Raw genomic sequence first — 25,527 nt, 5'->3', positions numbered from 1 at the left:
AATACGGGTAAATATGCCAATGGTTATTTGGAAACAGGTTTGTGGCTAAGTGAACTGACGCATATTTATCATGCAGCCAGGGACAAAGGTTATGAAATAACCATTGCTAGTCCCAATGGTGGAAATGTGCATGTTGATCCTGAAAGTTTGAAACGGTTTACACTGGATAAAATTTCTAAGGAATATTGGGACGATCCCTTCTTTCGTGGATTGCTGAAGCATAGCAGGAACCTGGAAAAAGTTTCAACCGAAAGTTTTGATCTCGTATATCTGGCAGGTGGACACGGTACAATGTATGATTTTCCTGATGATAGCGTAATACAAAGCCTTGTTAAAAATCAATACGAAAGTGGTAAAATAGTGGCTGCCATTTGCCATGGCGTTAGCGGATTGCTGAATGTTAAGCTGTCCAACGGCAAATATTTAATAAACAACAAAGTCATTACCGGATTCAATTGGTTTGAAGAAAGTCTGGCAGGGCGAAAAAAAGAAGTACCTTTTAATCTGGAAGCTGCATTAAAAGAAAGAGGTGCTGATTATCAAAAAGCTATTATTCCGATGACTTCAAAAGTAGTTGTTGATGGTAACCTGATTACCGGACAGAATCCTTTCAGTTCAAAAAAAATGGCAAAAGTGGTGATATCTGAATTGAATAAAAGACAGCATAAATAATCTTAGATATGCAAACAATATTAGGTGCAAGCGGACAAATTGGCGAAGAACTGGCAAAGGAGTTGAAAAAGAATTTTACGTCTGATATACGGATTGTAAGTAGAAATGCAAAAAAAGTAAATGATACAGATACCGTTTTATCAGCAGATTTATCCATTCGCGAAAAAGCGATTGAGGCTGTGGAAGGCAGTGAGATAGCCTATTTTACTTTAGGACTCCCAATGAATTCAGACTTATGGAAAAAGCAATTTCCGCTGATTACACAGAATGTAATTGATGCCTGCAAAATTAACGGGACAAAACTGGTGTTTTTTGATAATACCTATATGTATCCGCAGAATGATCAGATTCTCACAGAAGATACACCTTTCATGCCGGTAGGCAGAAAAGGAAAAGTGAGAAAAGAAATGGCCGAAATGATTTTAAAGGAGATGTATTCGGGAGATCTGGAAGCGGTTATTTGTCGTGCTCCTGAGTTTTACGGACCTGATAAAACGCAGAGCATAACCAATACCTTAATATTTAATAATATTAAAGAAGGTAAAAAACTAAAAGTACCGTTAAGAGATGATAAAAAAAGAAGCCTGATCTGGACGCCCGACGCTAGTCGAGCTACGGCATTGATTGGAAATACACCGGACGCTTTTGATCAGACCTGGCATCTGCCTGTTGACCAAAGTCATTTGACCTATAAGGAATTTATAAAGTTGTCTTCAGAAGTTTATGGTTACGAACTGAAATATTCCGTTATCCCGAAATTTGCTTTTCGGATTGGAGCTCTTTTTAATGACAGGCTAAAAGAGTTACAAGAATTGCTCCCAAGGTATGAACACAATAATCTGTTTGATGATTCGAAATTTAGGAAGCGTTTTCCGGATTTCAACATCACGACTTATAAAGAAGGGATTCAGGAAATTAAGCGTAAACAACTTTCTGCGGAATAAAAGCGTGACTTATATAGTGTCTCTTTTTTAAATAATATTGGTTTTCTAAATTTATTTTCGGAGCATTTCAGTGAAAAAAATCTGTATAGTGTTAAAAGATACAAAGAGAAATATCGGTTGATACGCCTAAGTGTGATTATTGATAAGATGGCTCTTAATTATTGAGTAGGAGTAAAGATGAGTAAAATACATAATCTTGGGGGCTTATAAAATATGCCCTATATTTGTGGTAGCTTAACAAAGTTAATTCCTAATAAACTGTTCATCTTGAATAACTATTATTTTCTTTTTTGTATCATTTTTTCTCTGTTATCATTAAAATTACCTGCCCAGGTAAAATTTGAAAGATCATGGTATTATACAGCAGTCGATACGGTTTCCCCTAATAATATCGATAATAAATCATTTAAACATTTGAAACACAGCCAGGAAAATCCTCCTTTCCATAACAAAGGAATATATTGGTTTAAACTGGATATACAAAACAATAATATAGATAAGGATTTGATTATTAGTATCAAAAATCCACATCTGGATTCTGTGTTTTTATTTCAGCGTATAAATAGCGAGATTGTTGCAACAGATACGGGGGGTAATAGTCTTAAACTTAAAGATAGTACTTATTTGCGATATGTACGGTTTAAGATTAAAGGGAGTACATCCGTTGTATGGTTGAAAACGTGTTTAAAAAAAGAAATTCTGTTTCCGGTTACAATAAATCCGGTAGCTGATTTTTATCAGACAGAGGGCGTTAGCTTTTTAAAAATGGGTATTTACTATGGTATTGCAGTAATTGTGATGATAGTGAATATTGTCCTTTATTTTAGTTTCAAAGAACCCAAATTTCTATACTATTGTGTACTGATTTTAATGACAGCTCTTTTATATGCTTATGCGGATGGATTGTATGTTTTAGTGAGTCGTAACCCGTTGTGGCTTAACTATGCAAGTCTGCCTGTGATGTTAGGAGCTACCGTTGCAAGTGTTGTTTTTTCGATTAGATTTTTAGAATTGGATAAGAGATATACTTATTTGTTTCGGATAAGTTTCGGTTTATTGATTCTGATGTTTTTTTGTTTTTTGACATATGTTGTTTTTGACTGGACAGGGGCTTGCATTCTGGGAAATATGATGTTGCCGTTGCTGCTACTGTTTTATTGGTTAGTAGCTTTGTCTAGATTTAAGGCGAGTACAGCTGCCCGGTTTTTTGTGTTTGCGTCAGCACTGTCGCTCATATTTACGCTCAATTTTTTCATTTTTAGATTTTTAGGTCTTAATTTTCTTAATCTGATGCCCGGTGAGTTAAAGATTGCTAATATTTTGCAAATGTTTGTTTTAAGTATTGGAATTCTTCATAGAGTAAAAATACTGCATAAAGAGCATGCTTATTATCGCGAAGGAATTCAACGTTATTTACAAGACCGACCGGTAGAATTACAGGAGGAAAAGAGGTTAACACCTTCAGAAGACGCGTTTGATCAGTTGCAGGAACAATTTGGCTTAAGTGAACGGGAAATAGATGTTCTTAAATTGCTTGCCGAAGGGCTAACTAATCAGCAAATTGGAGAAAAACTATATCTTTCGTCTAATACGGTTAAGTTTCATATCCGTAACATTTACCTGAAGATGGATATCAATAACCGGGCTCAGGCTGTAAATAAGATACACGGTGTGGTTTAGCTTTTCATGTTCATAGTTGTGGTTTATAAGTAATGTCGTTATCACTGTAACAAGTCCGCCCTTATAGTTTTATGAATTCGCGGAAAGGAAAGTCATTCCTTATTCGCCTTTTGTAACTTTTTTTAAAAATTCCTCCCAGAAAATGAAAAACTACCCAAACGGGTGGGAGATAAAATGGTGCAGAAGGCTAATTTTGAAGACCTAATCTAAAAATTTACTATGAATACTTCTGTTGACTTTAATCCTTTAGACACAGTAACCTCTTTTGAACAAGTACGCGTCCATTATGAATCGGAGTTTGGTATTACCTGGTTGTTTATGCAACCTAGTCCGCGACCTTGCTTTAATCAGATTTGTATGAACGAATTGTTGGTAAACCAAACGCAAATTGAGGCTTTACATGCAGATCCTGGACACCGACCTCAATATCCTACCAATTATCTGGTGTTGGCATCGGACGTTGAAGGTGTATTTAATCTGGGTGGTGATCTGGAAACATTCAGGAAAATGATAGCAAACAAGGAACGGAGTAAGTTGCAGAATTACGCCCATTTATGTATCGAAAATTTGTGGACTTTTTATAATTTACAGACAATCACTTCTATTTCTCTGGTTAGAGGGCAGGCTTTAGGGGGTGGATTTGAAGCTGCTTTATCTGCTCATGTGTTAATCGCCGAAAAAGGAGGAGTGGCAGGCTTTCCAGAAGTAATGTTCAACTTATTTCCCGGTATGGGGGCAATCAGCTTTCTTTCACGCCGTATCGGATTAAGCGCCGCTGAAAAGATGGTACGTTCGGGGAAGATATATACTACAGAAGAACTATTTGATATGGGGATAGTGGATGTGCTGGCTGAAGAGGGACAGGGAGAACAGGCATTGCGGGATTGGGTTAAAAAGACACATAAATCGCTGAATTCTTTTCAGACTATTCAAAAAGCTAAACAACGTGTGAATCCGTTAACAAAGCAAGAGCTGCTTGATATTACAGAAATCTGGGTGGATGCGGCCTTACGTCTGACTGATCGTAATCTTAATATCATGGAACGTTTGGTACTTGCTCAGGACAGAAAAATGGTTAGTTAGTTCCCCGAAGGGGTGTCCGAATGGATGCCTTTGGCACCTTCGGCAAGTTTCCAGAGAGTCTCTTCAGAATAAGACAGCGAGATGAACGATATTCTTTGATGCATAGTTTTTAAAAAGATAAAAAGTGTAATTTTGGATTCATTAGTTATTAGCGGATCTTCTTTAAAGAGGATTAATATTTAAGTTATGAATTTCAGAAAAAGTATTTTACTTGTATCCCTTTCGTTTTTAGGAATAACTACGTTGAAGGCGCAAAATGTATCTTTAAAGCTTTCAAATGATCTTAGTGAAGAGCGAAAAGATGAGCTTATTGTTTTAAAAAGAGCCTTTTTAGAGAAAAAGTTTAAAAAGAAGATCGATGGAAGAATATCGGTGACCGAAGGAAATCAGCCTGTCTTTGTTCAGTTTGATGATTTAAATAAAGACGGAATCTGGGATGAGATGGCATTTCTTCAAAATTTTAAATCTTTAGAAAAAAAGCAACTTCTGCTTTCTTTTGAAACAGCAGGTGATGCGAAGATAAAACCTTTAACCCGGGCTTATGTAAGGCAGAAAAGAAGATTAGCGGATAATACTTTTGGATTAAACTTAGATAAAGATTCTGTGCCGGCAAATCAGCCAAATACAGATTTTAAGAAACAAAAGCTACCAGCTATGTTGACAGAAGGTCCCGCCTGGGAGAATGATAAAGTTGGCTTCAGATTATATATGGATATCAGAAACCAGAAAGATATTTGGGGTAAACGTACTTCTAAGATGGTATTGGATTACGTAGGGACAAATACAGGCGATAGCTATCATGAATTAAGTGACTGGGGTATGGATATTCTTATAGTAGGTAAGTCGCTGTCTGCTGGAGGTATTGCTGTTAGTGTACCTTTACATGGAAGAGATACTTTGGTAAGATTAGGCGGAGCTAATATGGGTAAAATTGTTTATGAGAAAGTTGCTGATGGTCCGGTAAGAGCTATTTTCAGAATGCATTATCCGGAATGGAACATTTTAGGAGATGGAAAACTAGCTTCATTAACGGAAGAGATTAGCATTTGGGGTGGACAGTATTTCTTTGAAAGCAAGGTAACTTTAAAAGGTGCTCCGAAGAAAACTCAACTGGTTACCGGAATAGTTAATCTTTCAGCAAAGCAATCGCATGAATTTTTTAATAAGAAAGTAGCTGCGGTTTATAGCTATGACGTTCAAACTGAAAATAAAGATAAGTTAGGAATGGCCGTTTCCATGCCTAAAAAATACTGGGCTAAGTTTGGAAAAATTGGGGACGAAGGTGTGGATATTAAAAACAGCTATACCGCTTATGAGAAATTGAATAAAAATAATTCTGCAAAGTTTAGATTTCACGTTGGTTGGGAGTTGTCTGATAATACATTTAAGACAATAGACGGATTTAAAAATTATATTGCAAAGCAGGCAGGCTTAGAAGCAAATCCGATAAAGGTGAAATAAAAAAAGAGGATTTTATAATCCACTTTTCTTTATTTGAGGGAGTCGAAGTTTTCTTGTGCCTGCAGAACATCTTTGACTCCTCTCAATGAACAATTTACCTAGTTCTTTTACTATTGAGCGTCCAATGGCAAGTCTTTAGCCTTTTCCGCACTGAATTTTAGTCCGGGAGTTAGCCAGTATAATAAAATGACTCTGGAATATCTAAAGTTGAATGGTGACAATATAATTGTAGCCATAAGAAACACAACTATATATGTCATCGGATTTTCCGACCCGGTTAATACATAAATAGCTACGCATACGGCAACCATCTCCGCTACGTTAAGCGCATAGCTAACAAACATGGAAACATAGAAATATCCCGGTTCTCTTTCAAATTTAAGATTACAATGAGGGCATCTGTCGTACATAGTTTGTTTGAAACTATACATTTTATTTTTAAATAAATCGCCCCTCCTGCATCTGGGGCATTTTGCTTTTATTGCAGCTTGTTTTTCTGTTAATAAGGTGTATGTAGTCTCTGAATTTGTATCTGCCATATTCATTTAATTTTTTTTCCTGAATTCTTCAGGCGTTATATCTACGTGTTTTTTGAAAAATTTGGTGAAATAAGAATTGTCGCTGAAATTTAGCCTGTACGCAATTTCGGATATGGATAAATCCATATTAATTAATAAACGCTTTGCTTCTAATATAATTCGGTTTCTGATAAGTTCTCCTGCGGAAATACCTAAAATATCCTGACAAAGCGCATTAAGATGATTTGGCGTAATGTATAATAGCGCTGCATACTCTTTAGGTAATTTCAGTTTATTATAATTTAGCTCTATCAGTTTTTTAAAGTTATTTAATAAGGTATAGTTGTAATTATTTTCTGAAGTATACAAGGTGTTTTCGCGTCCTAACTGTGCAATCCTTAAAAAAATCTGTAGCAAAAATGTTCTGATGATGTCCATTTTCATTTTTGAATTGCTTTTAGCTTCTGCAAGGATACACTCAAAGACATCAGTAATTTGTTGTTGAATCTCTTTTGGAACATCGATTACCGATTCTTTTGCATTACCACCGAAAAAAAAGAATTGTTCCAGATAATCTGGGCGTAATAGAAAGGACTGATAGAATGAGGCAGAGAAATTAATGATATATCCTTCGGCAGTGCCTTCGAAATTCCAGCTATGCACCTGTCCTGGTACCATAAAATAAATTTGGTTAGATTTAACGTCAAATTTTTCGAAATCGATGGTATGGTTTCCCCTGCCCTCTGTAAAAAACACCACATGGTAAAAGTTGTGCTTATGAGGTAGATGAAGATGCTTGTAACTTTCGGAATATTCGCTGAATCTACTGATAATGATCTCATCATCCTTTACATCAGTAATGGTACAGATATCATATATAGGTATGCCTGATTTCATTCGTTTACAAATTTAGCACTAATGCAAACGAATTAATGGTGTTTTTTACCGATATAGTGGTAATAGCGTTTTTATAGAAGGGAATATTGCTTTTCGGAGACAAATCCTTCTGATAACGAGTTGTTTATAATATGGTAAACTGCAGTTTCACGTTCTCTTGAAGCAATTACAATTTCGGTGCTTATCGTTTCTGCTTGAAAAAGCTCTTTTACTAATTCGGGCGAATTGTTTTCCCTGGAAAGATGTGAGAGTAACAAGAGCTGAAGCTTTGGAGATTGATGTTCTTTAAAAAGTTGTAGAGCCTGACGATTGGAAAGATGGCCTTTTCCTCCACTAATTCTATTTTTTAAGAAATAGGGATATCTGCTTTTTTGTAGCATTTCTTCACAATAGTTGGCTTCCAAAAATACAGCATCGCACATTTTGAAATATCTGATTAAATTATCGCAAACAATACCCAAATCTGTAAAAACGCCTACGCAAGTGCGGTGATGTTCGATAATAAAGGAATGTGGATGAGCGGCATCATGATGTTTTTCGAAAGCGGTAATTTTTAATGTACCTATAGAAATAGGTGTTTCTGCCGTAAAATAATTTACTGCATCTAACTGGATTTTGCTGTTCGAAAATGTAGCATAAGTAAAATACACAGGAATTCCATATTTCTTAGTGAATATTTTGACGCCTTTTATATGATCTCCATGTTCATGGGAAATAAAAATAGCTCTTATCTTGCTGATAGACAATCCCAGCCTTAACAGGCGTGTTTCGACTTCTTTACAGGTAATTCCGATATCTATAAGAATGGCATCTTCTTGGTTAGAAACGTAATAACAGTTTCCGTTACTACCCGAATTTAAAGACGCAATTTGTATCGACATTATATTGAAGAAAAAATAAAATCAGATATGTAATAAATATCATTTTGAAAGGTGATAAATTTAGCGAATTAGATATGAAAAATAAACCGAACTTTATATATACACCATAATTATTACATGAACGTCAGTAACATCAGAAATTTTTGGTACAGGATTATCGGTGATAAAGAAGAATTCGAGCTTAACAGCCGTATTTTTCATTATATCTGTTTCTTTGGGATGCTGGCTTTGTTAGTAAATATTCCATTGAACCACTTTATTGGATTCCCGATTTTAACTTTTGTTCTCATAGCTTCTCTAATAGGTGTTTTTTTGAGCTATTATATATCCAGATTTATGCATCGGCAAAGTTTGGGAATTCTTTTCTTTGGACTTGTCTGCAACTGCCTTTTTACGCTCAATTATTTTTTTAGCAGTGGTATAAATGGTGCTGGTTTGCTGTATTTTTTATTAGATTTTTTCTTAATCATTACGGTTGTTCCTAAAAAACAATACTTTTTTTGGCTAATAGTTAATCTAATATTGGTTGTAGCTGTTATGGGAATAGAGTATGAATTTCCTTATCTGATAAAAAATCAATACGAAGACCGGATAGATAGATTCTATGATCTTTTTATAGCGTATTTCATTACCTTAATGCTGTTGGTGCTTCTGATTAGGGAAATTTGGAAGAACTATTTTTTAGAAAGACGCGCTTATGAAAGCAAAGCAAGGGAGCTTGCAAAATTAAATGAAGAAAAAAATAAGCTATTTTCCATCGTTGCACACGATTTGCGTTCGCCGCTTCTGTCTATACAGAATTATTTGGAGTCGTTAACTTCTGTTTCATTTACTAACGAGGAGAAAAATGTGATTAACCAGAAGCTTCTGGAAAACACTGTTGCTGCCAACGAGATGATGGACAATTTGTTAACATGGGTTAAAACACAATTGAATGGGGTTGAGCCCCATCTTGTGCGTTTTAATCTGTCTGAAGATCTTAAAACCACTATAGACTTATGCCAGAATATGGCAGAAAATAAAAAAATTAATCTTTATGTTGATGTAGACGATTCTGTAATTATACTGGCAGATAAAGAAATGATAAAAGTTGTTACAAGGAATCTTATTATTAACGCTATTAAGTTTACCAGTATTGGCGGATATGTAATTGTAAAAGCAGAAAACGTAGATGATAAGTGCTTAATAAGAATAACAGATAATGGCATGGGTTTTTCTTCACAAGATCAAAAAGACGTATTCTCGCATCGATTAAAATCTAAAACAGGTACAAAGAATGAGAAAGGAACTGCCTTGGGTCTGATTATTTGCAGGGATTATACCTTATTACAAAAAGGGAAAATAGCCATGGAAAGTAAAGAGGGAATGGGTACTACCTTTACACTTACTTTTTCTGCGTGATACACAGACTTACTGAAAATAGGATTAGGTTCCAGAAGATCTGTAAGCGTGATATGTTACAATAAGCTTTAAATAATAGAACTAAATGTTTATTTTGGATTGTAGAAGCAATCACAATTTTGCCGGTCTTAGGCATTTGCTCATGGAAAATAAAAAATAAACAGATGAAAATTAAAAGCTCATTTTTAATACTTATCTATTCTGTCGTCTTCACGGGCTTAACTTCTTGTGACCGAAATACCAGGAAATCTCGAGATGAATTACAAGACTCTATAAAGAAGGAAGCATTGAAGAAGTGGGATGAAACAATTCCAGGTTCTTTTTCAGAACAACGCGATCTTAAATTTGATAGCGTATCTATAGACAGTTTTTTAAAGTCTTATCCGGCCTTGGCAAGCTATAAAGATAGTATCACCGAATTTTATAAACGTAGAGACTATGCCTATGCATGGTTTAATAAAGATGGTATTATTGAACAGGCCGGAAATCTGGCAGATAGAATAAGAAATATTGCACATGAAGGAATATATAAAGATATGCCATATTCGAAAGAATTGGATTCTTTGATTTATGCCGGACATGGTAAAGTAAAAGCTTCTGCTCAGACGGAGTTAATGTTGACAGGACAATATTTTGTCTTTGCAAATAAAGTTTGGCAAGGGGTAGATGAAAAAACCAGTAAATCTGTTCAATGGTATGTTCCCCGTAAGAAAGTTTCATATGCAGATTTATTGGATAGTTTGTTGGCAAGCAGATCCTCTCTGCAAACAGTAGAAGGCAGACCCGTTTATCGCCAGTATGTTTTGTTGAGATCTTTTTTGGCTAAATACAGAAGTCTGGAAAATCAGAAAGAGATTTTAAATATAAGTATGGATGCAGGGAAAAAATCTTTTAAAATGGGAGATTCTTCGGATAACATTGCTAAGATTAGAAGAAGGTTATATTTTCTCGGAGATTATAAAGAGAGCGATACGCTTTCTAACTTATACGATGCAAATCTGGAAAATGCGGTAAAGGGCTTTCAGGAAAGACATGGTTTATTCAATGATGGGGTTATTGGGTTGGGTACGATAAAAGAAATGAATGTTCCATTGAAAGATAGAATTAGGACTATTATTGTAAATATGGAACGTTATAGATGGGTTCCTGCAGGTTTAAATAAAGAGTATTTAGGGATAAATATTCCTGAATATAAGCTTCATGTTTATGATGCCGATAGTTTATTGTGGAGCTGTAATGTGGTAGTAGGAAAAGATGTTCACAAAACCGTGGTTTTTCAGGGTGATTTAAAATACATTGTTTTTAGCCCATATTGGAACGTACCGCCAAGTATTGTGAGAAATGAAATACTTCCTGCAATGAAGCGAAATTCGAATTATTTAAGGCAGCATAATATGGAAGTTACAGGGCAATCCAACGGCTTACCGGTTATTAGGCAATTGCCCGGCAAAAATAACTCTCTGGGTTTGGTAAAGTTTCTTTTTCCCAATAATTTTAATATTTATTTACATGATACACCAGCTAAGGAACTTTTTAATAGAGAAGAACGAGCTTTTAGTCATGGTTGTATTCGTGTTAGTGAACCACAGAAGCTGGCGGAGTTTTTATTAAAAGACTATAAAGATTGGAATAGCGAAAATATTAATAAAGCGATGCATGGGACCAAAGAAAAATGGGTGACTTTGAAAGAGAGTGTGCCGGTTTTTATAGGGTACTTTACTGCTTTTGTTGATAGAAATGGACAGATAAATTTCAGAAAGGATATTTACAATAGAGATGGAGCACTGGAAAAAATGATACTGGAATAATTATTTAGTTGTGAGTCGCTTTTCTAATCTGCAACTCACAACTAATAACCGAATTTATTCCTTCTTCTTGAACAGATTATTCAGCTTATTCTTTACCTCATCTTTCAGCTTTTCTTCTGCTTGTTTTTTAATGGTATCTACTTTTTGTTGTGCTTCCGCTTTTGCTTTGTCAGTAATTTTTGTTACTTCTTCTTTTGCTTTGTTTTCCAACTCGGCTTTTTTGTCAGCAATAATCTGATTAGCTACATTTTTAACCTCAGTTTTGTTTTCTGATAAGTCTAATTTTATAGTAGGCTTGGTAACAGTTCCCCCAATCAGAGCATTTACTTTTATCATATCTCCTAAAGATACATTAGTGCCGGCTTTACTATTTAGAGACGCTAACAGGGTGTTCGCAGCTTCATTGGCTTTCCCTCCTAATTTTTCTTTTGGAATATTAATCGCCAATTTATAATCCATAGTCTGGTCTAAACCATTAGAGCCCTGTACGTTCATTAAAATATCGTTTTTCTTAATGTTAAAAGGAGAGACTAGTAGCCTACCGTTATCTATTTGGAATTTGGCCAGCACATTCTTCAGCTCCAATTTTTTTAGTTCACCCGCATTTAAACTTGCTGATAACTTGTTTAAAGGCTCAAAGCCATCCAGGACAGCCTCAATAATATTTGCCATACCAGAAGCATCTATAGAAGAGTAGACAGGCATCATGTCTTGTCCCAGGTCAGAATTGAATTTTAAATTGGTAGTAAAGGTTCCATTAGTATATTTAGCAATTGGAGCTAATAATTTGATGGTATTGAACATATTGAAAGCTTTCTGTATATTCATTTTTTCGATTGCAAAATCAATATCGACTTTCGGTTTTTTAATATCCTTAGTAGCATAAGAACCGTTCATTTTTAAATTACCGTCTAACATCTGCATGCCCATATTTTTAAAGAATACGGTTTGATCTTTCACTACCAGTGTTCCTTGTGCATTTTTTATATCATAGTTGTCATATAAAAGCCTGCCAGCTTTCATAGTCATATTAAAATCAATGTTTTTAGGAACTTCTATTACAGATAATTTGCTTGTATCTGCACTTGTTTGTTCAGTACTTGCAGGCCCCATTAATTCGTTGACATCAATCAGAGATGAAACAAGATTGAAATTTCCTTGCAGAGGTTTATCTTTTCCAAATACGTATGATAAGTAGTTATTTACTGCGCCGTTTGCCTGGAAATCGCTTTTACCGATTTTTGCGACAATATTGCTTAAAGTAATGTTTTTGGGGCTCAGGCTCATTTTAGCAGTAGGTATACTCACAGGTTTGGCAACTGCGGTTCCCGAGTAATTAAAGTTTGTAGCTGTAACATTTCCACTAGCCTTAAAAGCTTCGTAGTTCCCCTTGTCTATAGTCGATTTTTTTCCTGAAGCGACAATGTCAGCATTTAAAATACCACTCAGAGTCATGTCTTTCAGAGGAAATATGGTAGTAAGCTGTTTTAGATCTAAAGCCCCCTTTAATGCTAAATCCAGATAGGGGTCGCTAATTGGTGTTTTTACCAATAATTTTCCATCCAAAGGTGCTTTGTCGAAGGCCAGGTGAAATGCAGGAACATCAATTATAGTGTGATCTGTTATACCATCGGGATTAGATATTTTAGCTTTAATCTGTATGTCATTTATGGCTGACGGTAGAGAAGTATATTTCAATTTTCCGTTCTCTATGTTTAAGTTAACATCGAATGCAGGTAAGGACTTCTCGTTATAAGTTCCTTTCGCGAAACCTTGAAGTCCAAATTTGCCGGATGCTTGCAAATCTTTGAAGTTGGATGCGTACATAGAAGGGATGAGCGAAAGAAAATTCTTCAAATCCGATTTTTGTGCATCAAATTTTACATCTATCACCATATCAGTATCGTTAGGCATAGCCAAACTTCCAACCAATGAAAGTACCAACTCGTTTAATTTGATGGTGTTTTCCTTTAAGGCGAATTTCATATTTGCTAAATCAATGTCTAAAGGCAGGTTAGCGTCTAATGTTACACCATTTAAGTAAGGGATGGCACCATATTTTACAGTTAATTTCTCAATTTGAGAGTCGGTCTCTAAAACAAACAAATCCTGAGTGAAATCACCTTTTCCGCTATGATTTACATTGTTTAATGCCATATAAAAGTCTAAGGAGGAATCGTCATAAATGATATTTCCGTTTTTAATGGAATATCTTTTCAGAGCAGCTTTAAAGTCTGACGAACTAGTATCTTTAGGAGAGGTTTCAGTAGAATCAGCTTTTACAATATCCCAATTAGCTTTGCCGCTTTTCAGAACTTTAGCGTAAATCTTAGGCTCATCTAATTTTACTTCGTTTATTTCGTACTTCTCACCTTTAATAACACTCATTAAATTGAGGTTAAGTTGAAGATGCTTAATATTTGCCAGGGTATCTGTAGCGAAGCTATCGATTCCTATCACTTGTAAATCGTTCAACTGTATGCCCAGTTGAGGAAAAGAACTTATTAAAGTTAAATCCAGGTCTTCGAAATTTACTTTAGCATTTAGACTTTCGTTTATAGTACCTTTTACCTTATTGATGATAGTATCTTTAAAGAAAAAAGGAATACTAGCTGCAATAACTACGATTGCAACAATAAAAATTGAGAAGATAATGAGGGATTTTTTTAACATTTTATCTGTTTTAGCTCTGGTATTAACACAAAAGTAAAGGAAATATTTTATTCGATAAAGAATATATAGGTTTTAAGGTCTTAATTCTCTGGTAGATAGAATCCGGTAAAAATAAAAAAATCCTCTGATCTTGATCAGAGGATTTAAAAAAGTCTGTATGAAATAATTAATTAGTCTTCGTCTCCAGGTTCTTCCAGAGGCGGAATACCTGTAACAATAGCTTTAATTTTTTCTTCCAGTTCTTCTGCCAATTCAGGATTGTCAAGAATCAATTGTTTTACAGCATCACGACCTTGACCAAGCTTTGAATCTGCATAGCTAAACCATGAACCAGCTTTTTTAATAATACCGTATTCAACACCTAAATCTATAATTTCGCCTGCTTTGGAAATACCTTCACCAAACATAATGTCAAACTCGGCAATTCTGAAAGGAGGTGCTACTTTATTTTTTACTATTTTAACTTTTACTCTGTTTCCTGCAACTTCATCACTATCTTTAATTTGAGAGATACGGCGGATATCTAAACGAACAGAAGAATAAAATTTTAATGCGTTACCACCAGTAGTTGTTTCCGGATTTCCAAACATTACGCCAATTTTATCCCTTAATTGGTTAATGAATATACAGCAACATTTAGTTTTGCTGATAGTACCAGTTAATTTACGTAGCGCCTGAGACATTAAACGGGCCTGTAAACCCATTTTAGAATCACCCATTTCCCCTTCAATTTCCCCCTTTGGAACCAATGCAGCAACAGAGTCAATCACAATAACATCAATTGCTCCGGAACGAATCAGATTATCAGCAATTTCTAAAGCCTGTTCACCATTATCTGGTTGGGAAATTAATAAATTCTCAATGTCAACACCTAATTTCTGTGCATAAAACTGATCGAAAGCATGCTCAGCATCTATAATTGCAGCAATACCGCCTGCTTTTTGTGCTTCTGCAATAACATGTGTGGCTAAAGTAGTTTTACCTGAAGATTCCGGACCGTAGATTTCAATAATTCTTCCTTTAGGTAAGCCGCCAATGCCTAAGGCAATATCTAAACCCAAAGAACCGGTAGAAATAGCTTCGATGGCTTCAACTGGTGCATCACCTAATTTCATTACGGTTCCTTTTCCGTAAGATTTTTCCAGTTTATCTAAGGTAAGTTGTAACGCTTTTAACTTTTCGCTAGGATTACTCATGTATAATATTTTTAGTAATTTTTCTTTGTTTAAACTTTCCGATACAAAAATGCTAAAATTTTTATCATTTCACAATGGTGCTGAAGAAAATTTTTTGTTGACATAAAAATAGGTCAATTCTTGCTAAAAGTATTATTATTTAATAATTTTTTACGAATTGGATGAAGGGAGAGTGCCAAGTAAAACAAAATAGATAGATAAGAGGGGAAATTGCTCAATAAAAGCCTGACTAGTTATTAAAATATAGGTTTTAAGAAATATGCTGCGTTTACATATTAAACTCGGGAAAATAATAATTTAATAGGCCGTTGTCTATCCAGCCATTCCCATTAACGACTACAGTTTTGGTCGCTTTTTCCTCGCTTCCTTCAAAAATCTTTAATGTTAGTGATGTTCCTGGGACAGCATCTTCTACGCTCACAGAAAGGCCACCGCCAGAAGCATATTGGTGTAGACTGACTGTTTTTTCCCAGGGAAGGCTAGTGATGGTTTCTTCGTAATTATAGTCCGAGAAGTCAGTTTCGTTTGGATCTGTAATAGTTGGAGTATATTGCACAGTAACTGGCACCGTTACATCTCCACTCACTTTGTAAGTGAGCTTGCGTAAACCTTTGCCCTCATTTTTTGAGCATGCATTTAATAGAACAACAGCAAATAATGCAATTACAGCTAAAAATAGTTGATTTCTTTTCATAAGTTTTTCATTTGATATCAAGATAACGTTTTTTACATCTTTTTGTTGGTGTATAAGGATGCAATAATTAACTGATGTTTACGCTTACAAAAGGAAAGAAGTAAAAATTAAACCAATGCTACAAAAAAATGTGCTCTATTTTGCGGATCTCTTTTTTAGTTCTTTTGCAATTTTTTTCTTCTGTTCCAATGTTTTCTTCTCGGCAGCTTTTTTAATTGCCAAGGCTTCTTTTTTCTTTAGAGCTAGAGGAGAGTTTTGTTGTTCATAATACCTGCAAAACCAGGTTAACGGGCATATTTCGCATTTGGGGTTACGCGCTACACATATATATCGTCCATGCAAAATAAGCCAGTGATGCGCTATGTGTATTTTTTCCTGAGGGAGATACTGGACAAGTTGTTTTTCAACAGCCAAAGGTGTTTTTGCATTAGTGGTTAAACCTATTCTATTGGCAACGCGGAAAACATGTGTGTCGACAGCCATAGCCGGTGCATTATATATGACTGAAGAAATTACATTTGCTGTTTTTCTTCCAACTCCAGGCATTTTCTGAAGATCTTTAACATCTTCCGGAACAATTCCATTGAATTCATTCAAGAGGATCTTAGCCATACCTACCAAATGCTTGGATTTGTTGTTTGGATAGCTTACCGAACGTATATAAGTGAATACTTCTTCTGGCGTAGAGTTCGCTAAACTTTCTGGTGTGGGATAACGTTCGAAAAGTTTAGGTGTAACCTGATTTATTCTCTTATCTGTACATTGTGCAGAGAGAATTACAGCAATCAGCAATTCGAACGGACTGTTATAATGAAGTTCTGTTTCTGCCTGGGGCTGATGCGCTGAAAAATATTCTACAAACGCTTTGTAGCGGTCCTTTTTTAGCATGATTGCCTAGTTTTTTACAACTTCTTTTTTAGGAAACATTAAAGATGCTATTACACTCGCTGCTAAAATTCCGATAATGATATATAAAGAATGTGCTGTTGTAAAACCAATTTCTTTGAGATAATCATGTGCCAGCATTTTTATACCAATAAATACCAATAGGAAAGAAAGTCCTGTTTTTAAGTAATGGAATTTATGGATGATGTTAACCAATAAAAAGAACATAGACCTTAACCCTAAAATGGCGAATATATTAGAGAAAAATACGATATAAGGGTCTTTTGTTGCAGCAAATATTGCGGGAATAGAGTCTACAGCGAATATTACATCGGTAAATTCTATAATTAATAAAACTAAAAATAGCGGGGTAATATACTTTTTACCATTTTCTATGTGGAAAAAGTTGTGTCCCACAAAATGAGGGTATACTGGGAAAAATCTGGAAGCCAGTTTAACTACTTTATGGTTTTTGGTATCTATTTCTTCCTCTTCATCTCTTTTTAAGAACATCATAATTCCAGAATAAATTAAGAAAGCGCCAAAGACGTAAAGTATCCATCCGAATTTGCTGATTAATGTAGCGCCAATAAAAATGAATAAAAAGCGCATAATTACCGCCCCTAAAATTCCCCAAAAAAGAACTCTGTGGTAATATTCTTTTTTTACCGAGAAAGCAGAGAAAATTAGCACCATTACGAATATATTGTCTACAGATAGAGCATATTCAATAACGTAGCCGGTAATAAATTCAAGAGCAAGGTTTTTACTGTAGATGTCTAAACTAAGTTCGAAATTATCAGGAATAAGTTTAATACTGTGCTGATGTTTTGCGGTTATAGCAATTAACTCGTCCATATTCTGGATGCTATGCAGGTAATTCGCATGAAATCTTAACAGGAAATAAAATCCTATAGCGAAACTCACCCAAATTAAACTCATTATGGAAGCACTTTTTAAGGAGACTTCTTTGTCTTCTTTGTTGAAAACACCAAGATCCAGGGCAAGCATAATGACAATAAACAATGCAAATCCCGTGAAAAATATTAATTCGTTACTCATTATCTGTTTCTTTCTGTCGTAAATCTAACTAAATTCTCCAGGCCGGTTCTGGACTCACTTTCCGGAAACTGGGCCAAAATTTTAAACGCTTCTTCCTGATATTTGAACATTTGCTGTTCTGCATAATCCAGGCCGCCATTTTCCTTAACAAATTCTATAATGGCATTTATTTTTTCTGGCTCATCATTATGATGTTTAACCAGGTTTTTGATCCGCTTTTTCTCCGATCTTTCAGCATTGTTAAGAGCATAGATTAAAGGGAGTGTTACCTTTTTTTCTTTAATATCTATGCCTTTGGGTTTGCCTACATCATCAGTACCAAAATCAAATAAATCATCTTTAATTTGAAAAGCTATGCCAATTTTCTCGCCAAAATCATGCATCTTTTTAACGGCTTCATCAGAAGCCCCGGCAGATGTTGCTCCGGCAGCACAACAGGACGCAATTAAGGATGCAGTTTTTTTTCTGATAACCTCGTAGTAAACATCTTCGCTAATGTCCATACGGCGAACTTTTTCCATTTGTAGCAATTCTCCTTCACTTAATTGTTGTACTGCGTCTGATACAATTTTAAGTTGCTTAAACTCCTGATGGTTTACAGAGAGCAAAAGTCCTTTTGCTAAAAGATAATCACCTACCAAAACCGCAATTTTGTTTTTCCATAATGCATTTACAGAAAAAAAACCACGGCGTTCAAAGGAATTGTCTACCACATCATCATGGACCAGGGTTGCAGTATGTAAAAGCTCTACAAAGGTCGCTGCATGATATGTAGATTCTGTAATTCCACCGCTAATACTGGCCGAAAAGAATACAAACATAGGTCGTATTTGCTTTCCTTTCCTCTTTACAATATAATGTGTAATCCTATCTAATAAAGGAACCGAACTTTTCATAGAAGCTTTAAACTTCTCTTCAAAAGCGTCAATTTCTTTTTCTATAGGTTTTTTTATCTCGTCTAGTTTCAACATTAGAAGCAGCTAGCTTTTGTTTGTCTGCAAACATAAGCAAAAAACATAATTTTTGTTTTTTTCAGGCACAGTTAAGGCTAAAAATCTGTATTATTGATTTCTGAATATGAATTATATGAAGATAGTCAGACTTTTTACTCTCGTAGCTTTAACTTTTTCTTTTTCAAATCTGAATGGACAATCTTTCAAAGAGCCTCAGAAATTCAGAGCTTTTGGAAAGATGCAGATAAACTATGCTTTTGGAGTTAATGAAGTTTTTAATCAGCAACAGGTTAATCCTTTTCAGATTAAATTGCTTTTTGGCCGGCAGAATGATAATGTTGGCCTGGGCTTAGGAATAGCTACTACCAATTTTAAAAGTTATGGCAGCAGTAACAGATTAAATATGAATACCGTGTCTTTTTCCGCAAACGGTCACTATAATTTCTTGAAACTTTCTGAAAACAAACAATCTCCGTTTGTAAGAGGAAGTGTAGGCTATGCGGCAAAGGTTTTTAAGGATTATGCTAAAGGGCTGAATTATGATGCGGGTTTGGGATATGTTTTAACTAATAAAAAAGGAGCTAAGTATTTTGTAGAGGTTCAATATCTGGCACAGCAATTTGAAGATTTTTTATATGAATCTAATAAATTGCGGGCAGAAGCTATTGGCGTTGGCGTAGGTATTTGGTTTTAGTCATTATTAAATTATGTAAAAATAAAAACGATGAGTAGAAACCTACTCATCGTTTTTATTTTTAGGCTTAAACCTTGGCTTAAATCCTAAAGGTTTAATCGCAGTAGTGTCTACTTCGCTGGGTTGATCTTCAACCTTTTTTTCGTGAGCTTCTACTGTTTCTGAGCTATTAAATTCATTAACAACTGATTCTGTATGCTCTGTTTTTTCTTCAACAACTTTTGTTTGTCCGGCTTTAAATCGGGGTTTGAAACCTAATGGTTTGGCTACTGTTGTGGTATCCTCCTCTGATTTCATTTCCTGTATTCCGCTATTTTCCTCAGCAGCGATTTCTTCATTAATAGATGCCGCGGGCTGATTGGCCTTAAATCTTGGTTTAAATCCAACAGGCTTTGAAATGTCAACGTTTTCTGTTTTTGGTACTTCAATATTTGAATTTTCTGTTGTTGCAGCCAGATTTTCTTCTTCTGTTTGGATTGTTTTGGTTATATCTGGTTTAAATCTGGGCTTGAACCCTAAAGATTTGGGTGTTTCTGCCTGTCCTTCATCTGCTATATTTTTAGTTTCAGGAACAGATTTATCTTCTTCGGTTGTGGTGTTTTTTGTTAATCCTGCTTTGAAACGGGGAGTGAATCCGCTTGGTTTGGCAACAGAAACACTTGGTTCTTCCTGAGAGTTTTCTGCACCTGGTTTATCTGTACCAGACTCAGCAATAGGTGTTTTTGTTACTCCCGGCTTAAATCTGGGTTTAAACCCAGCTGGTTTAACTTTACCTGCATTTTCGACCGGAGTTGTTTCGCTAGGAGTTACTTTAGCAGGAGGCAAGCTTGTAGGAATTTCTTCCTGCTTTTCTGTAGATACCGGAGCTTTAAACTTAGGCCTGAAGCCGGAAGGTTTAGCGAGAGCCGTTTCCGTTTTTACTTCCGTAGCTATTGCTTCAGACTTTTCGACTGCTTTTTCTCCTTTGAATAATTCTTTTAATCGGGTTTCCTCTTCTGCAGATAAAGGATAAGAATGGCGGAGTTTATTGAACCAATATTTCTTAGTATGGTCAAAACTCTTTTCACCCATAAGATCATAATGGCTTTTAAATTGATCAAAAAGACTTGGGTCTGCATCCTTCAATTGAGCCAGATCAATTTTTTTTTTCAAAAAGAATTCTTCAAAAATCATTTCTAAAAAGCTATTTCGACATTCAGATTCTTCCAGACAATTTTTTTTCCGTCGTTACTGACTTCCCAGTTCTGTTTTTCTTCTTCGCTGGCGTTTTTCAGTTGCGGATGCCATAATAATGGGAATGCTGTTTCTTTACCGTCTTCCAATTCGATAACTAAGCTGTCATCGTTAAAAGTAACCTTTAATTCATGGTCTTTTCTTCTAGTACTAACAATTCCCATAATTTTAAATAATTATTCAGCCATATTATGATAAACCGCCTGAACGTCGTCATCCTCTTCCAGCTTATCTAATAATTTCATAATTTCAGTAGCTTGTTCTTCATTAACCTCTGCGTGAGACAATGGAATTCTTTCCAATTTAGCTTGCTTAATCTCGATACCTTTTTCTTCTAAAGCTTTTTGCATTTTACCAAAATCTTCGAAGCCGGCATGTATTACAGCTAAGTCGTTGCCTTCCTCGTCTGCTTCTACATAAATTTCTTCCAGGCCATAATCTATCAATTCCAGTTCCAATTCTTCTAAATCCAAATCGCCAGGCGTAAATCTGAAAGTAGATACTCTTTTGAAAATGAAATCTAAAGAACCAGTTTTACCCAAAGTTCCGTTGGTTTTGTTAAAATAGCTTCTAACATTTGCAACTGTTCTGTTGGTATTGTCAGTAGCTGTTTCTACAAGTACAGCCACTCCGTATGGTCCGTATCCTTCGTATACAACCTCATCATAATTGGCTGTAGATTTATCGCTGGCTCTTTTAATTGCTGCTTCAACACGGTCTTTTGGCATATTAACAGCCTTCGCATTCTGAATAGCCGTTCTTAATCTGGAATTATTTTCTGGGTGAGGACCGCCTTCTTTTACTGCAATTACAATATCTTTTCCGATACGTGTGAACTGAACGGCCATTTTGGCCCAACGCTTAAATTTTCTTTCTTTTCTAAATTCGAATGCTCTTCCCATTTGTTATTGTTATTGAGAGATCTTATTTATATCTCTTTGTACATCAAAATTAAATGCTCTGAATTGAGCGACGTAAAATTAAGAAAAAAGCAAAAGCATTTGTGGCTTTTTTAGGATTTGTGGTTTTAACCTGAAGAATTTATTGTCTGGAAACCACACTAAAAGCCGTTTTGTAATTCTTTCGCTTTCCAGATAAATCAAATAATTCTGTATGCAGAATATATATGCCTGTTTTTACTCGGTTTTGCGACAAATCAAAACCATCCCATAGCCAGGTTCCGGAAGAACTTATTGCCTCGTTTTTTACAATTTTTTTTATCAGGCGTCCCTCGTCATTATATACACTTACATTCGCTACGTAATTGTTTTGGTCCAACTGGTAATTAATACTTAAAAGATCATTCGTACCGTCGTTATCTGGAGAAAGAACTTTGGTGGAGAGTGTAATACCGTCTGAAGCAGTATTTTTTGCCATATTTTGGGAGTTTTTATAGGCTGGAGTAGCAAAACCTACGCTTGCGGTAGCCGAACGGAAATTACCAGGTTTATTTGCAGATTCGTCAAAGAAGCTTCTTTCTAAAGAGACGCCTTTGTCGTCTTTTAAAAGTGGAAAGTGCATAGTTTTGGCGTAATTGAGCTGGTCTATTCTCTGGTTTTCTGTACCTAATAAAACAACTACGCCCTTATCATTATTAAAAGCAGGCAAACTGGCTACTTTAATAAAAGTAGCTGTATTTGGTGTGAAATACTCAGACTGTATATTTTCGGGATCAGTTGTAATAACCCAATATGTTCCGGGTTTAAAAAGCATACTGGTTGCGCTAATTGATTTTATATTTATTAAGGAATCTTTAGTATTCGTACTGGCAACAAACAGTTCTCTGAAATCAAAAGTTTCATCAGAATGATTATAGAGTTCCACAAATTCTTTACCGCCCATTCGTGGATTGAATAAAATTTCATTAATCAGGATTTTTCCTTTTTCAGGATGTGAAGGAACAACAAGTTCCGACTCCAGATCGGTTAACCTGGTAACTCCACAATCACAAATCTCCGAACTTTTTATCAAGAACGATTGTCCTCTTACAAAGCCGCTTCTGTAAATGAGTTCAATTGAATTAAATTCCGGAGCAAGTACTCTTACTAAGTCCGGCTTACCCATTTTACTCATATAATTGTCCCTAACGCTAGCTTTTAAACTATCTACTGCTTTGTTAAAAACCAGTACTGCTGTAGAATCATCTCTGAAAAATAGAGCAGATAGAGATAAAGGGGGAGCGGAAATATTGGATTTATAGATCGAGTTTGGTGTTCCGGGAGTACCTCCGTTTGGATGTTCGCTAGCTGAAAAATTTTGTGCATCAATACAAATAGATTCCGGGTCAATAAGCTCTAAAGTGTATCCGCCGTTTTTCTTGACATTATCTTTATACCATGCGTCTGAATACTGTACTTTATGAATAAGGGTACCTTCCTGATTGGTTAACACTAATGATCCTTTATCGTTTCTTAGCGTTGGCCAGGGGGAAATACCTATCGTTCTGCCATATTCCTTATACTCCAAAGTGTCACTTTTTGCACATATTATTAGATGTTCATTGGGCAAGATATAATCATCCCCGAAAGTATAATTGGTTGTCGAGTTAGTATATTTAAAGCCTTTTAAGGATAACTTTTCCGTTGTGGTATTAAGAAGTTCTATAAACTCGGCTTTCGGCAGATCAACCTGTGGGTTAGGGTTTGCAAAAATCTCATTTATTAAAATATAATTATAAATTGATAAATAGGGCTTGTTATAAGTAAAGGATAAGGTTAATGGCTTCGCATTCCAATTTCCTGTTAAATCGCGAATTTTATCGACTGTCAGCTGATAAGCCGCACTTTCGAAATCTTTATCATATTCCACAAGAATACTTTTTGAATATGTTGTTACGCTTTTTACTACGCCATTAAACGGTGTTATCTGGAAGTTCTTGTCTAAATCGATATCATTTGTTCTGATATCCTCCGTAAATGAAATTGTTAATTTATTTTTTTCGATGTGTGCAGATTCTATTTCCGGTGGCGCTATTTCTTTTATTAAAAAATTACCAAAAAAATGTTTTTTTTGAAAAGACGCTGTTGATTGTTGAATAGAAATACCGAACGAATTGCTTGTCGAAAATTGCTTATCTATAGCCTTCCCTTCGAATTGATACAAATTGCCCATTTGAGATTTATCCCATTCTAATGTGAATTCTCCCGAATTGCTTCTGGTTACTCTTATCCTGAAGGGATTATTGCTGGAACTGGAAACAGTTCCGCTTTGACCTGTTATAAGTTTAATAGAGTTAAACAAAGGACCATTCCGTTTAAAAAGAGAAATTTCTTTTCCGGTATTTCCAACCCGTACAAAATAACCATTCACATTAGTGTTACCGTTTAGGTTTTCAGAATCACTAATCAAATAAATATCAGCGTAATTATTTCCGGATACCGAAAACTTTAGATTACAATCGAACTCCCATACCGTATTTAAGGCCAAACGATTTGCGGTTGCTAAAAAGAAATTTGTATTGAGTAAGCCTGAATTAGATTTTAAAGAGCCGTTTTCAACAATAAAGTTTTCCTGTGCATTGGGACCAACCCATGCAGGATTTGTAACAAAATCGTCATCATCGAATTTATCATTTAATTGTGAAAAAGCGTTTTTATGTAACAAAAACATTAAAAAAAGTAAAAACTTTCTCATATTTGGCCATATTTAGAATAAATATAATATTTAAAAATTAATTAATTAAAGAGAAAAAAAATGAAAGTTGCAGTTGTAGGCGCTACCGGTCTTGTGGGAACGGAGATGTTAAAAGTTTTAGCAGAGCGCAATTTCCCGGTTACAGAATTGATTCCTGTTGCTTCTGAAAAAAGTAAGGGTAAGGAAATTGAATTCAAGGGAAAGAAATACAAGGTTGTAACTGTTGAAGAAGCTATAGAAATGGTTCCCGACGTGGCTTTGTTCTCTGCCGGAGGAAGTACTTCCCTAGAGCAAGCGCCTAAGTTTGCTGCTAAAGGTACTGTAGTGATCGATAATTCTTCTGCATGGAGAATGGATCCTTCTAAAAAATTAGTGGTTCCCGAAGTAAATGCTTCAGTATTGACTAAAGAAGATAAAATCATTGCAAATCCAAACTGTTCTACTATCCAGATGGTAGTGGCTTTAAAACCTTTGCATGACGAATATAAAATCAAAAGAGTGGTAGTTTCAACTTACCAATCAGTTACCGGAACAGGAGTAAAAGCTGTAAACCAGTTAATGAATGAGCGTAAAGGAATTACCGATGGAGAAATGGCTTACGCTTATCCAATTGATTTAAATGTTATTCCTCAGATTGATGTTTTCCAGGATAACGGATATACAAAAGAGGAGATGAAAATGATTTTGGAGACTAAAAAAATTATGGGTGATGACAGTATTAAAGTTACAGCAACTACTGTTAGAATTCCGGTAATGGGGGGACACTCGGAGTCTATCAATATCGAATTTGAAAATGATTTCGACTTAGCAAAAGTTCGCGAATTGTTAGCTGCAACTCCAGGAGTTATTGTGATTGACGATCCGGCAAATGCGAAATATCCAATGCCAATGGATGCGCATGGTAAAGATGAGATTCTGGTTGGCCGTATTCGCCGCGATGAGTCTCAGGACAATACATTGAATATGTGGTGTGTTGCTGATAACCTAAGAAAAGGAGCGGCTACAAATACAGTTCAAATAGCGGAAGCATTGGTAGCACAAAGTTTAATAGGTTAATAGTTTAACTGGTTATAAATGAAAAGGCCTGTATTTTGTTACAGGCCTTTTTTATGAGTATATTTCCAGATTACGTGGTTGCGGCTAACCAACTTTGTATAAG

22 protein-coding genes are annotated in these 25,527 nt (G+C 35.4%); 9 read left to right on the top strand and 13 right to left on the bottom strand.

The features are described 5' to 3' along the window. From ABWO41_RS02880 to ABWO41_RS02860, 5 genes are all read left to right on the top strand, one after another. Nucleotides 1–672: type 1 glutamine amidotransferase domain-containing protein (locus ABWO41_RS02880; RefSeq protein WP_353133147.1), on the top strand; the 672-nt coding region annotated here is incomplete at its 5' end. An 8-nt stretch (nucleotides 673–680) separates the two neighbouring features. Next, nucleotides 681–1,616: an NAD-dependent epimerase/dehydratase family protein gene (locus ABWO41_RS02875; protein WP_353133144.1), complete on the top strand. Its 936-nt coding sequence runs from the start codon at nucleotides 681–683 to the stop codon at nucleotides 1,614–1,616. A 213-nt stretch (nucleotides 1,617–1,829) separates the two neighbouring features. Further along, on the top strand, nucleotides 1,830–3,296 hold the full coding sequence (locus ABWO41_RS02870) for a LuxR C-terminal-related transcriptional regulator (protein ID WP_353133141.1): 1,467 nt from the start codon (nucleotides 1,830–1,832) through the stop codon (nucleotides 3,294–3,296). A 219-nt stretch (nucleotides 3,297–3,515) separates the two neighbouring features. After that, nucleotides 3,516–4,379 (top strand): crotonase/enoyl-CoA hydratase family protein, encoded by an 864-nt coding sequence (locus ABWO41_RS02865; protein WP_353133138.1) that lies wholly within the window; start codon nucleotides 3,516–3,518, stop codon nucleotides 4,377–4,379. A gap of 186 nt (nucleotides 4,380–4,565) precedes the next feature. After that, complete coding sequence (locus ABWO41_RS02860) at nucleotides 4,566–5,840, top strand: DUF4861 domain-containing protein (RefSeq protein ID WP_353133135.1); 1,275 nt, start codon at nucleotides 4,566–4,568, stop codon at nucleotides 5,838–5,840. A gap of 110 nt (nucleotides 5,841–5,950) precedes the next feature. On the opposite strand, the gene ABWO41_RS02855 is transcribed toward ABWO41_RS02860, so the two are convergent. From ABWO41_RS02855 to ABWO41_RS02845, 3 genes are all read right to left on the bottom strand, one after another. Next, entirely contained in the window at nucleotides 5,951–6,379 is a 429-nt protein-coding gene (locus ABWO41_RS02855; RefSeq protein ID WP_353133132.1) for a DUF983 domain-containing protein, read from the bottom strand. A 6-nt stretch (nucleotides 6,380–6,385) separates the two neighbouring features. After that, on the bottom strand, nucleotides 6,386–7,255 hold the full coding sequence (locus ABWO41_RS02850) for an AraC family transcriptional regulator (RefSeq protein WP_353133129.1): 870 nt from the start codon (nucleotides 7,253–7,255) through the stop codon (nucleotides 6,386–6,388). 71 nt (nucleotides 7,256–7,326) lie between these two features. Beyond that, the gene (locus ABWO41_RS02845) at nucleotides 7,327–8,136 is read right to left on the bottom strand and encodes an MBL fold metallo-hydrolase (RefSeq protein ID WP_353133126.1); all 810 of its coding nucleotides are present in this window, start codon (nucleotides 8,134–8,136) and stop codon (nucleotides 7,327–7,329) included. Nucleotides 8,137–8,253: 117 nt separating this feature from the next. Here ABWO41_RS02845 and ABWO41_RS02840 point away from each other — a divergent pair, with 117 nt between their 5' ends. Both ABWO41_RS02840 and ABWO41_RS02835 read left to right on the top strand, forming a co-directional pair. Further along, nucleotides 8,254–9,537 (top strand): sensor histidine kinase, encoded by a 1,284-nt coding sequence (locus ABWO41_RS02840; protein ID WP_353133123.1) that lies wholly within the window; start codon nucleotides 8,254–8,256, stop codon nucleotides 9,535–9,537. 164 nt (nucleotides 9,538–9,701) lie between these two features. Next, the gene (locus ABWO41_RS02835) at nucleotides 9,702–11,345 is read left to right on the top strand and encodes a L,D-transpeptidase family protein (protein WP_353133120.1); all 1,644 of its coding nucleotides are present in this window, start codon (nucleotides 9,702–9,704) and stop codon (nucleotides 11,343–11,345) included. Nucleotides 11,346–11,399: 54 nt separating this feature from the next. Here the strand turns inward: ABWO41_RS02835 and ABWO41_RS02830 are convergent, their stop codons facing one another. The 6 genes from ABWO41_RS02830 to ABWO41_RS02805 all read right to left on the bottom strand — a co-directional run bounded on the left by ABWO41_RS02830 (nucleotide 11,400) and on the right by ABWO41_RS02805 (nucleotide 18,826). After that, on the bottom strand, nucleotides 11,400–14,018 hold the full coding sequence (locus ABWO41_RS02830; RefSeq protein ID WP_353133117.1) for an AsmA-like C-terminal region-containing protein: 2,619 nt from the start codon (nucleotides 14,016–14,018) through the stop codon (nucleotides 11,400–11,402). 170 nt (nucleotides 14,019–14,188) lie between these two features. Next, nucleotides 14,189–15,214, bottom strand: coding sequence for a recombinase RecA (gene recA / locus ABWO41_RS02825; protein WP_353133114.1), 1,026 nt, complete (start codon nucleotides 15,212–15,214; stop codon nucleotides 14,189–14,191). 268 nt (nucleotides 15,215–15,482) lie between these two features. Continuing rightward, nucleotides 15,483–15,908 carry a hypothetical protein gene (locus ABWO41_RS02820; RefSeq protein WP_353133111.1) on the bottom strand — a complete coding sequence of 142 codons (426 nt, stop codon included), beginning with the start codon at nucleotides 15,906–15,908 and terminating at the stop codon, nucleotides 15,483–15,485. Between the two features lie 135 nt (nucleotides 15,909–16,043). After that, nucleotides 16,044–16,796: an endonuclease III gene (nth, locus tag ABWO41_RS02815; RefSeq protein WP_353133108.1), complete on the bottom strand. Its 753-nt coding sequence runs from the start codon at nucleotides 16,794–16,796 to the stop codon at nucleotides 16,044–16,046. 6 nt (nucleotides 16,797–16,802) lie between these two features. Further along, on the bottom strand, nucleotides 16,803–17,855 hold the full coding sequence (locus tag ABWO41_RS02810) for a TerC family protein (protein WP_353133105.1): 1,053 nt from the start codon (nucleotides 17,853–17,855) through the stop codon (nucleotides 16,803–16,805). Next, nucleotides 17,855–18,826 carry a polyprenyl synthetase family protein gene (locus tag ABWO41_RS02805; RefSeq protein ID WP_353133102.1) on the bottom strand — a complete coding sequence of 324 codons (972 nt, stop codon included), beginning with the start codon at nucleotides 18,824–18,826 and terminating at the stop codon, nucleotides 17,855–17,857. Before ABWO41_RS02805 ends, ABWO41_RS02810 begins: the two co-directional genes overlap by 1 nt. Before the next feature lie 115 nt (nucleotides 18,827–18,941). On the opposite strand from ABWO41_RS02805, the gene ABWO41_RS02800 reads away from it, so the two are divergent. Next, entirely contained in the window at nucleotides 18,942–19,502 is a 561-nt protein-coding gene (locus ABWO41_RS02800; RefSeq protein WP_353133099.1) for a hypothetical protein, read from the top strand. Nucleotides 19,503–19,544: 42 nt separating this feature from the next. Here the strand turns inward: ABWO41_RS02800 and ABWO41_RS02795 are convergent, their stop codons facing one another. From ABWO41_RS02795 to ABWO41_RS02780, 4 genes are all read right to left on the bottom strand, one after another. Then, nucleotides 19,545–20,654 carry a hypothetical protein gene (locus ABWO41_RS02795; RefSeq protein WP_353133096.1) on the bottom strand — a complete coding sequence of 370 codons (1,110 nt, stop codon included), beginning with the start codon at nucleotides 20,652–20,654 and terminating at the stop codon, nucleotides 19,545–19,547. 23 nt (nucleotides 20,655–20,677) lie between these two features. After that, the gene (locus ABWO41_RS02790) at nucleotides 20,678–20,899 is read right to left on the bottom strand and encodes a DUF2442 domain-containing protein (RefSeq protein WP_353133093.1); all 222 of its coding nucleotides are present in this window, start codon (nucleotides 20,897–20,899) and stop codon (nucleotides 20,678–20,680) included. A gap of 12 nt (nucleotides 20,900–20,911) precedes the next feature. Further along, nucleotides 20,912–21,637 (bottom strand): YebC/PmpR family DNA-binding transcriptional regulator, encoded by a 726-nt coding sequence (locus tag ABWO41_RS02785; protein WP_353133090.1) that lies wholly within the window; start codon nucleotides 21,635–21,637, stop codon nucleotides 20,912–20,914. A 139-nt stretch (nucleotides 21,638–21,776) separates the two neighbouring features. Beyond that, on the bottom strand, nucleotides 21,777–24,368 hold the full coding sequence (locus tag ABWO41_RS02780) for a lamin tail domain-containing protein (protein ID WP_353133087.1): 2,592 nt from the start codon (nucleotides 24,366–24,368) through the stop codon (nucleotides 21,777–21,779). A 60-nt stretch (nucleotides 24,369–24,428) separates the two neighbouring features. Between ABWO41_RS02780 and ABWO41_RS02775 the strand changes: the two genes are divergently transcribed. Beyond that, complete coding sequence (locus ABWO41_RS02775; RefSeq protein WP_353133084.1) at nucleotides 24,429–25,424, top strand: aspartate-semialdehyde dehydrogenase; 996 nt, start codon at nucleotides 24,429–24,431, stop codon at nucleotides 25,422–25,424. Nucleotides 25,425–25,527 lie beyond the last annotated feature (103 nt).

This window comes from Pseudopedobacter sp. (assembly GCF_040392825.1).
Lineage (GTDB): Bacteria > Bacteroidota > Bacteroidia > Sphingobacteriales > Sphingobacteriaceae > Pseudopedobacter.
The sequence above is the reverse complement of the archived record's forward strand: the minus strand, read 5'-3'. Positions and strand labels throughout refer to the sequence as shown.

Excerpts from the sequence above, each read along its gene's own strand:
- ABWO41_RS02875 (WP_353133144.1), top strand. The coding sequence starts at position 681 with ATGCAAACAATATTAGGTGCAAGCGGACAAATTGGCGAAGAACTGGCA.
- ABWO41_RS02870 (WP_353133141.1), top strand. The coding sequence starts at position 1,830 with ATGCCCTATATTTGTGGTAGCTTAACAAAGTTAATTCCTAATAAACTG.
- ABWO41_RS02865 (WP_353133138.1), top strand. The coding sequence starts at position 3,516 with ATGAATACTTCTGTTGACTTTAATCCTTTAGACACAGTAACCTCTTTT.
- ABWO41_RS02860 (WP_353133135.1), top strand. The coding sequence starts at position 4,566 with ATGAATTTCAGAAAAAGTATTTTACTTGTATCCCTTTCGTTTTTAGGA.
- ABWO41_RS02855 (WP_353133132.1), bottom strand. The coding sequence starts at position 6,379 with ATGGCAGATACAAATTCAGAGACTACATACACCTTATTAACAGAAAAA.
- ABWO41_RS02850 (WP_353133129.1), bottom strand. The coding sequence starts at position 7,255 with ATGAAATCAGGCATACCTATATATGATATCTGTACCATTACTGATGTA.
- ABWO41_RS02845 (WP_353133126.1), bottom strand. The coding sequence starts at position 8,136 with ATGTCGATACAAATTGCGTCTTTAAATTCGGGTAGTAACGGAAACTGT.
- ABWO41_RS02840 (WP_353133123.1), top strand. The coding sequence starts at position 8,254 with ATGAACGTCAGTAACATCAGAAATTTTTGGTACAGGATTATCGGTGAT.
- ABWO41_RS02835 (WP_353133120.1), top strand. The coding sequence starts at position 9,702 with ATGAAAATTAAAAGCTCATTTTTAATACTTATCTATTCTGTCGTCTTC.
- ABWO41_RS02830 (WP_353133117.1), bottom strand. The coding sequence starts at position 14,018 with ATGTTAAAAAAATCCCTCATTATCTTCTCAATTTTTATTGTTGCAATC.
- recA (WP_353133114.1), bottom strand. The coding sequence starts at position 15,214 with ATGAGTAATCCTAGCGAAAAGTTAAAAGCGTTACAACTTACCTTAGAT.
- ABWO41_RS02820 (WP_353133111.1), bottom strand. The coding sequence starts at position 15,908 with ATGAAAAGAAATCAACTATTTTTAGCTGTAATTGCATTATTTGCTGTT.
- nth (WP_353133108.1), bottom strand. The coding sequence starts at position 16,796 with ATGCTAAAAAAGGACCGCTACAAAGCGTTTGTAGAATATTTTTCAGCG.
- ABWO41_RS02810 (WP_353133105.1), bottom strand. The coding sequence starts at position 17,855 with ATGAGTAACGAATTAATATTTTTCACGGGATTTGCATTGTTTATTGTC.
- ABWO41_RS02805 (WP_353133102.1), bottom strand. The coding sequence starts at position 18,826 with ATGTTGAAACTAGACGAGATAAAAAAACCTATAGAAAAAGAAATTGAC.
- ABWO41_RS02800 (WP_353133099.1), top strand. The coding sequence starts at position 18,942 with ATGAAGATAGTCAGACTTTTTACTCTCGTAGCTTTAACTTTTTCTTTT.
- ABWO41_RS02790 (WP_353133093.1), bottom strand. The coding sequence starts at position 20,899 with ATGGGAATTGTTAGTACTAGAAGAAAAGACCATGAATTAAAGGTTACT.
- ABWO41_RS02785 (WP_353133090.1), bottom strand. The coding sequence starts at position 21,637 with ATGGGAAGAGCATTCGAATTTAGAAAAGAAAGAAAATTTAAGCGTTGG.
- ABWO41_RS02780 (WP_353133087.1), bottom strand. The coding sequence starts at position 24,368 with ATGAGAAAGTTTTTACTTTTTTTAATGTTTTTGTTACATAAAAACGCT.
- ABWO41_RS02775 (WP_353133084.1), top strand. The coding sequence starts at position 24,429 with ATGAAAGTTGCAGTTGTAGGCGCTACCGGTCTTGTGGGAACGGAGATG.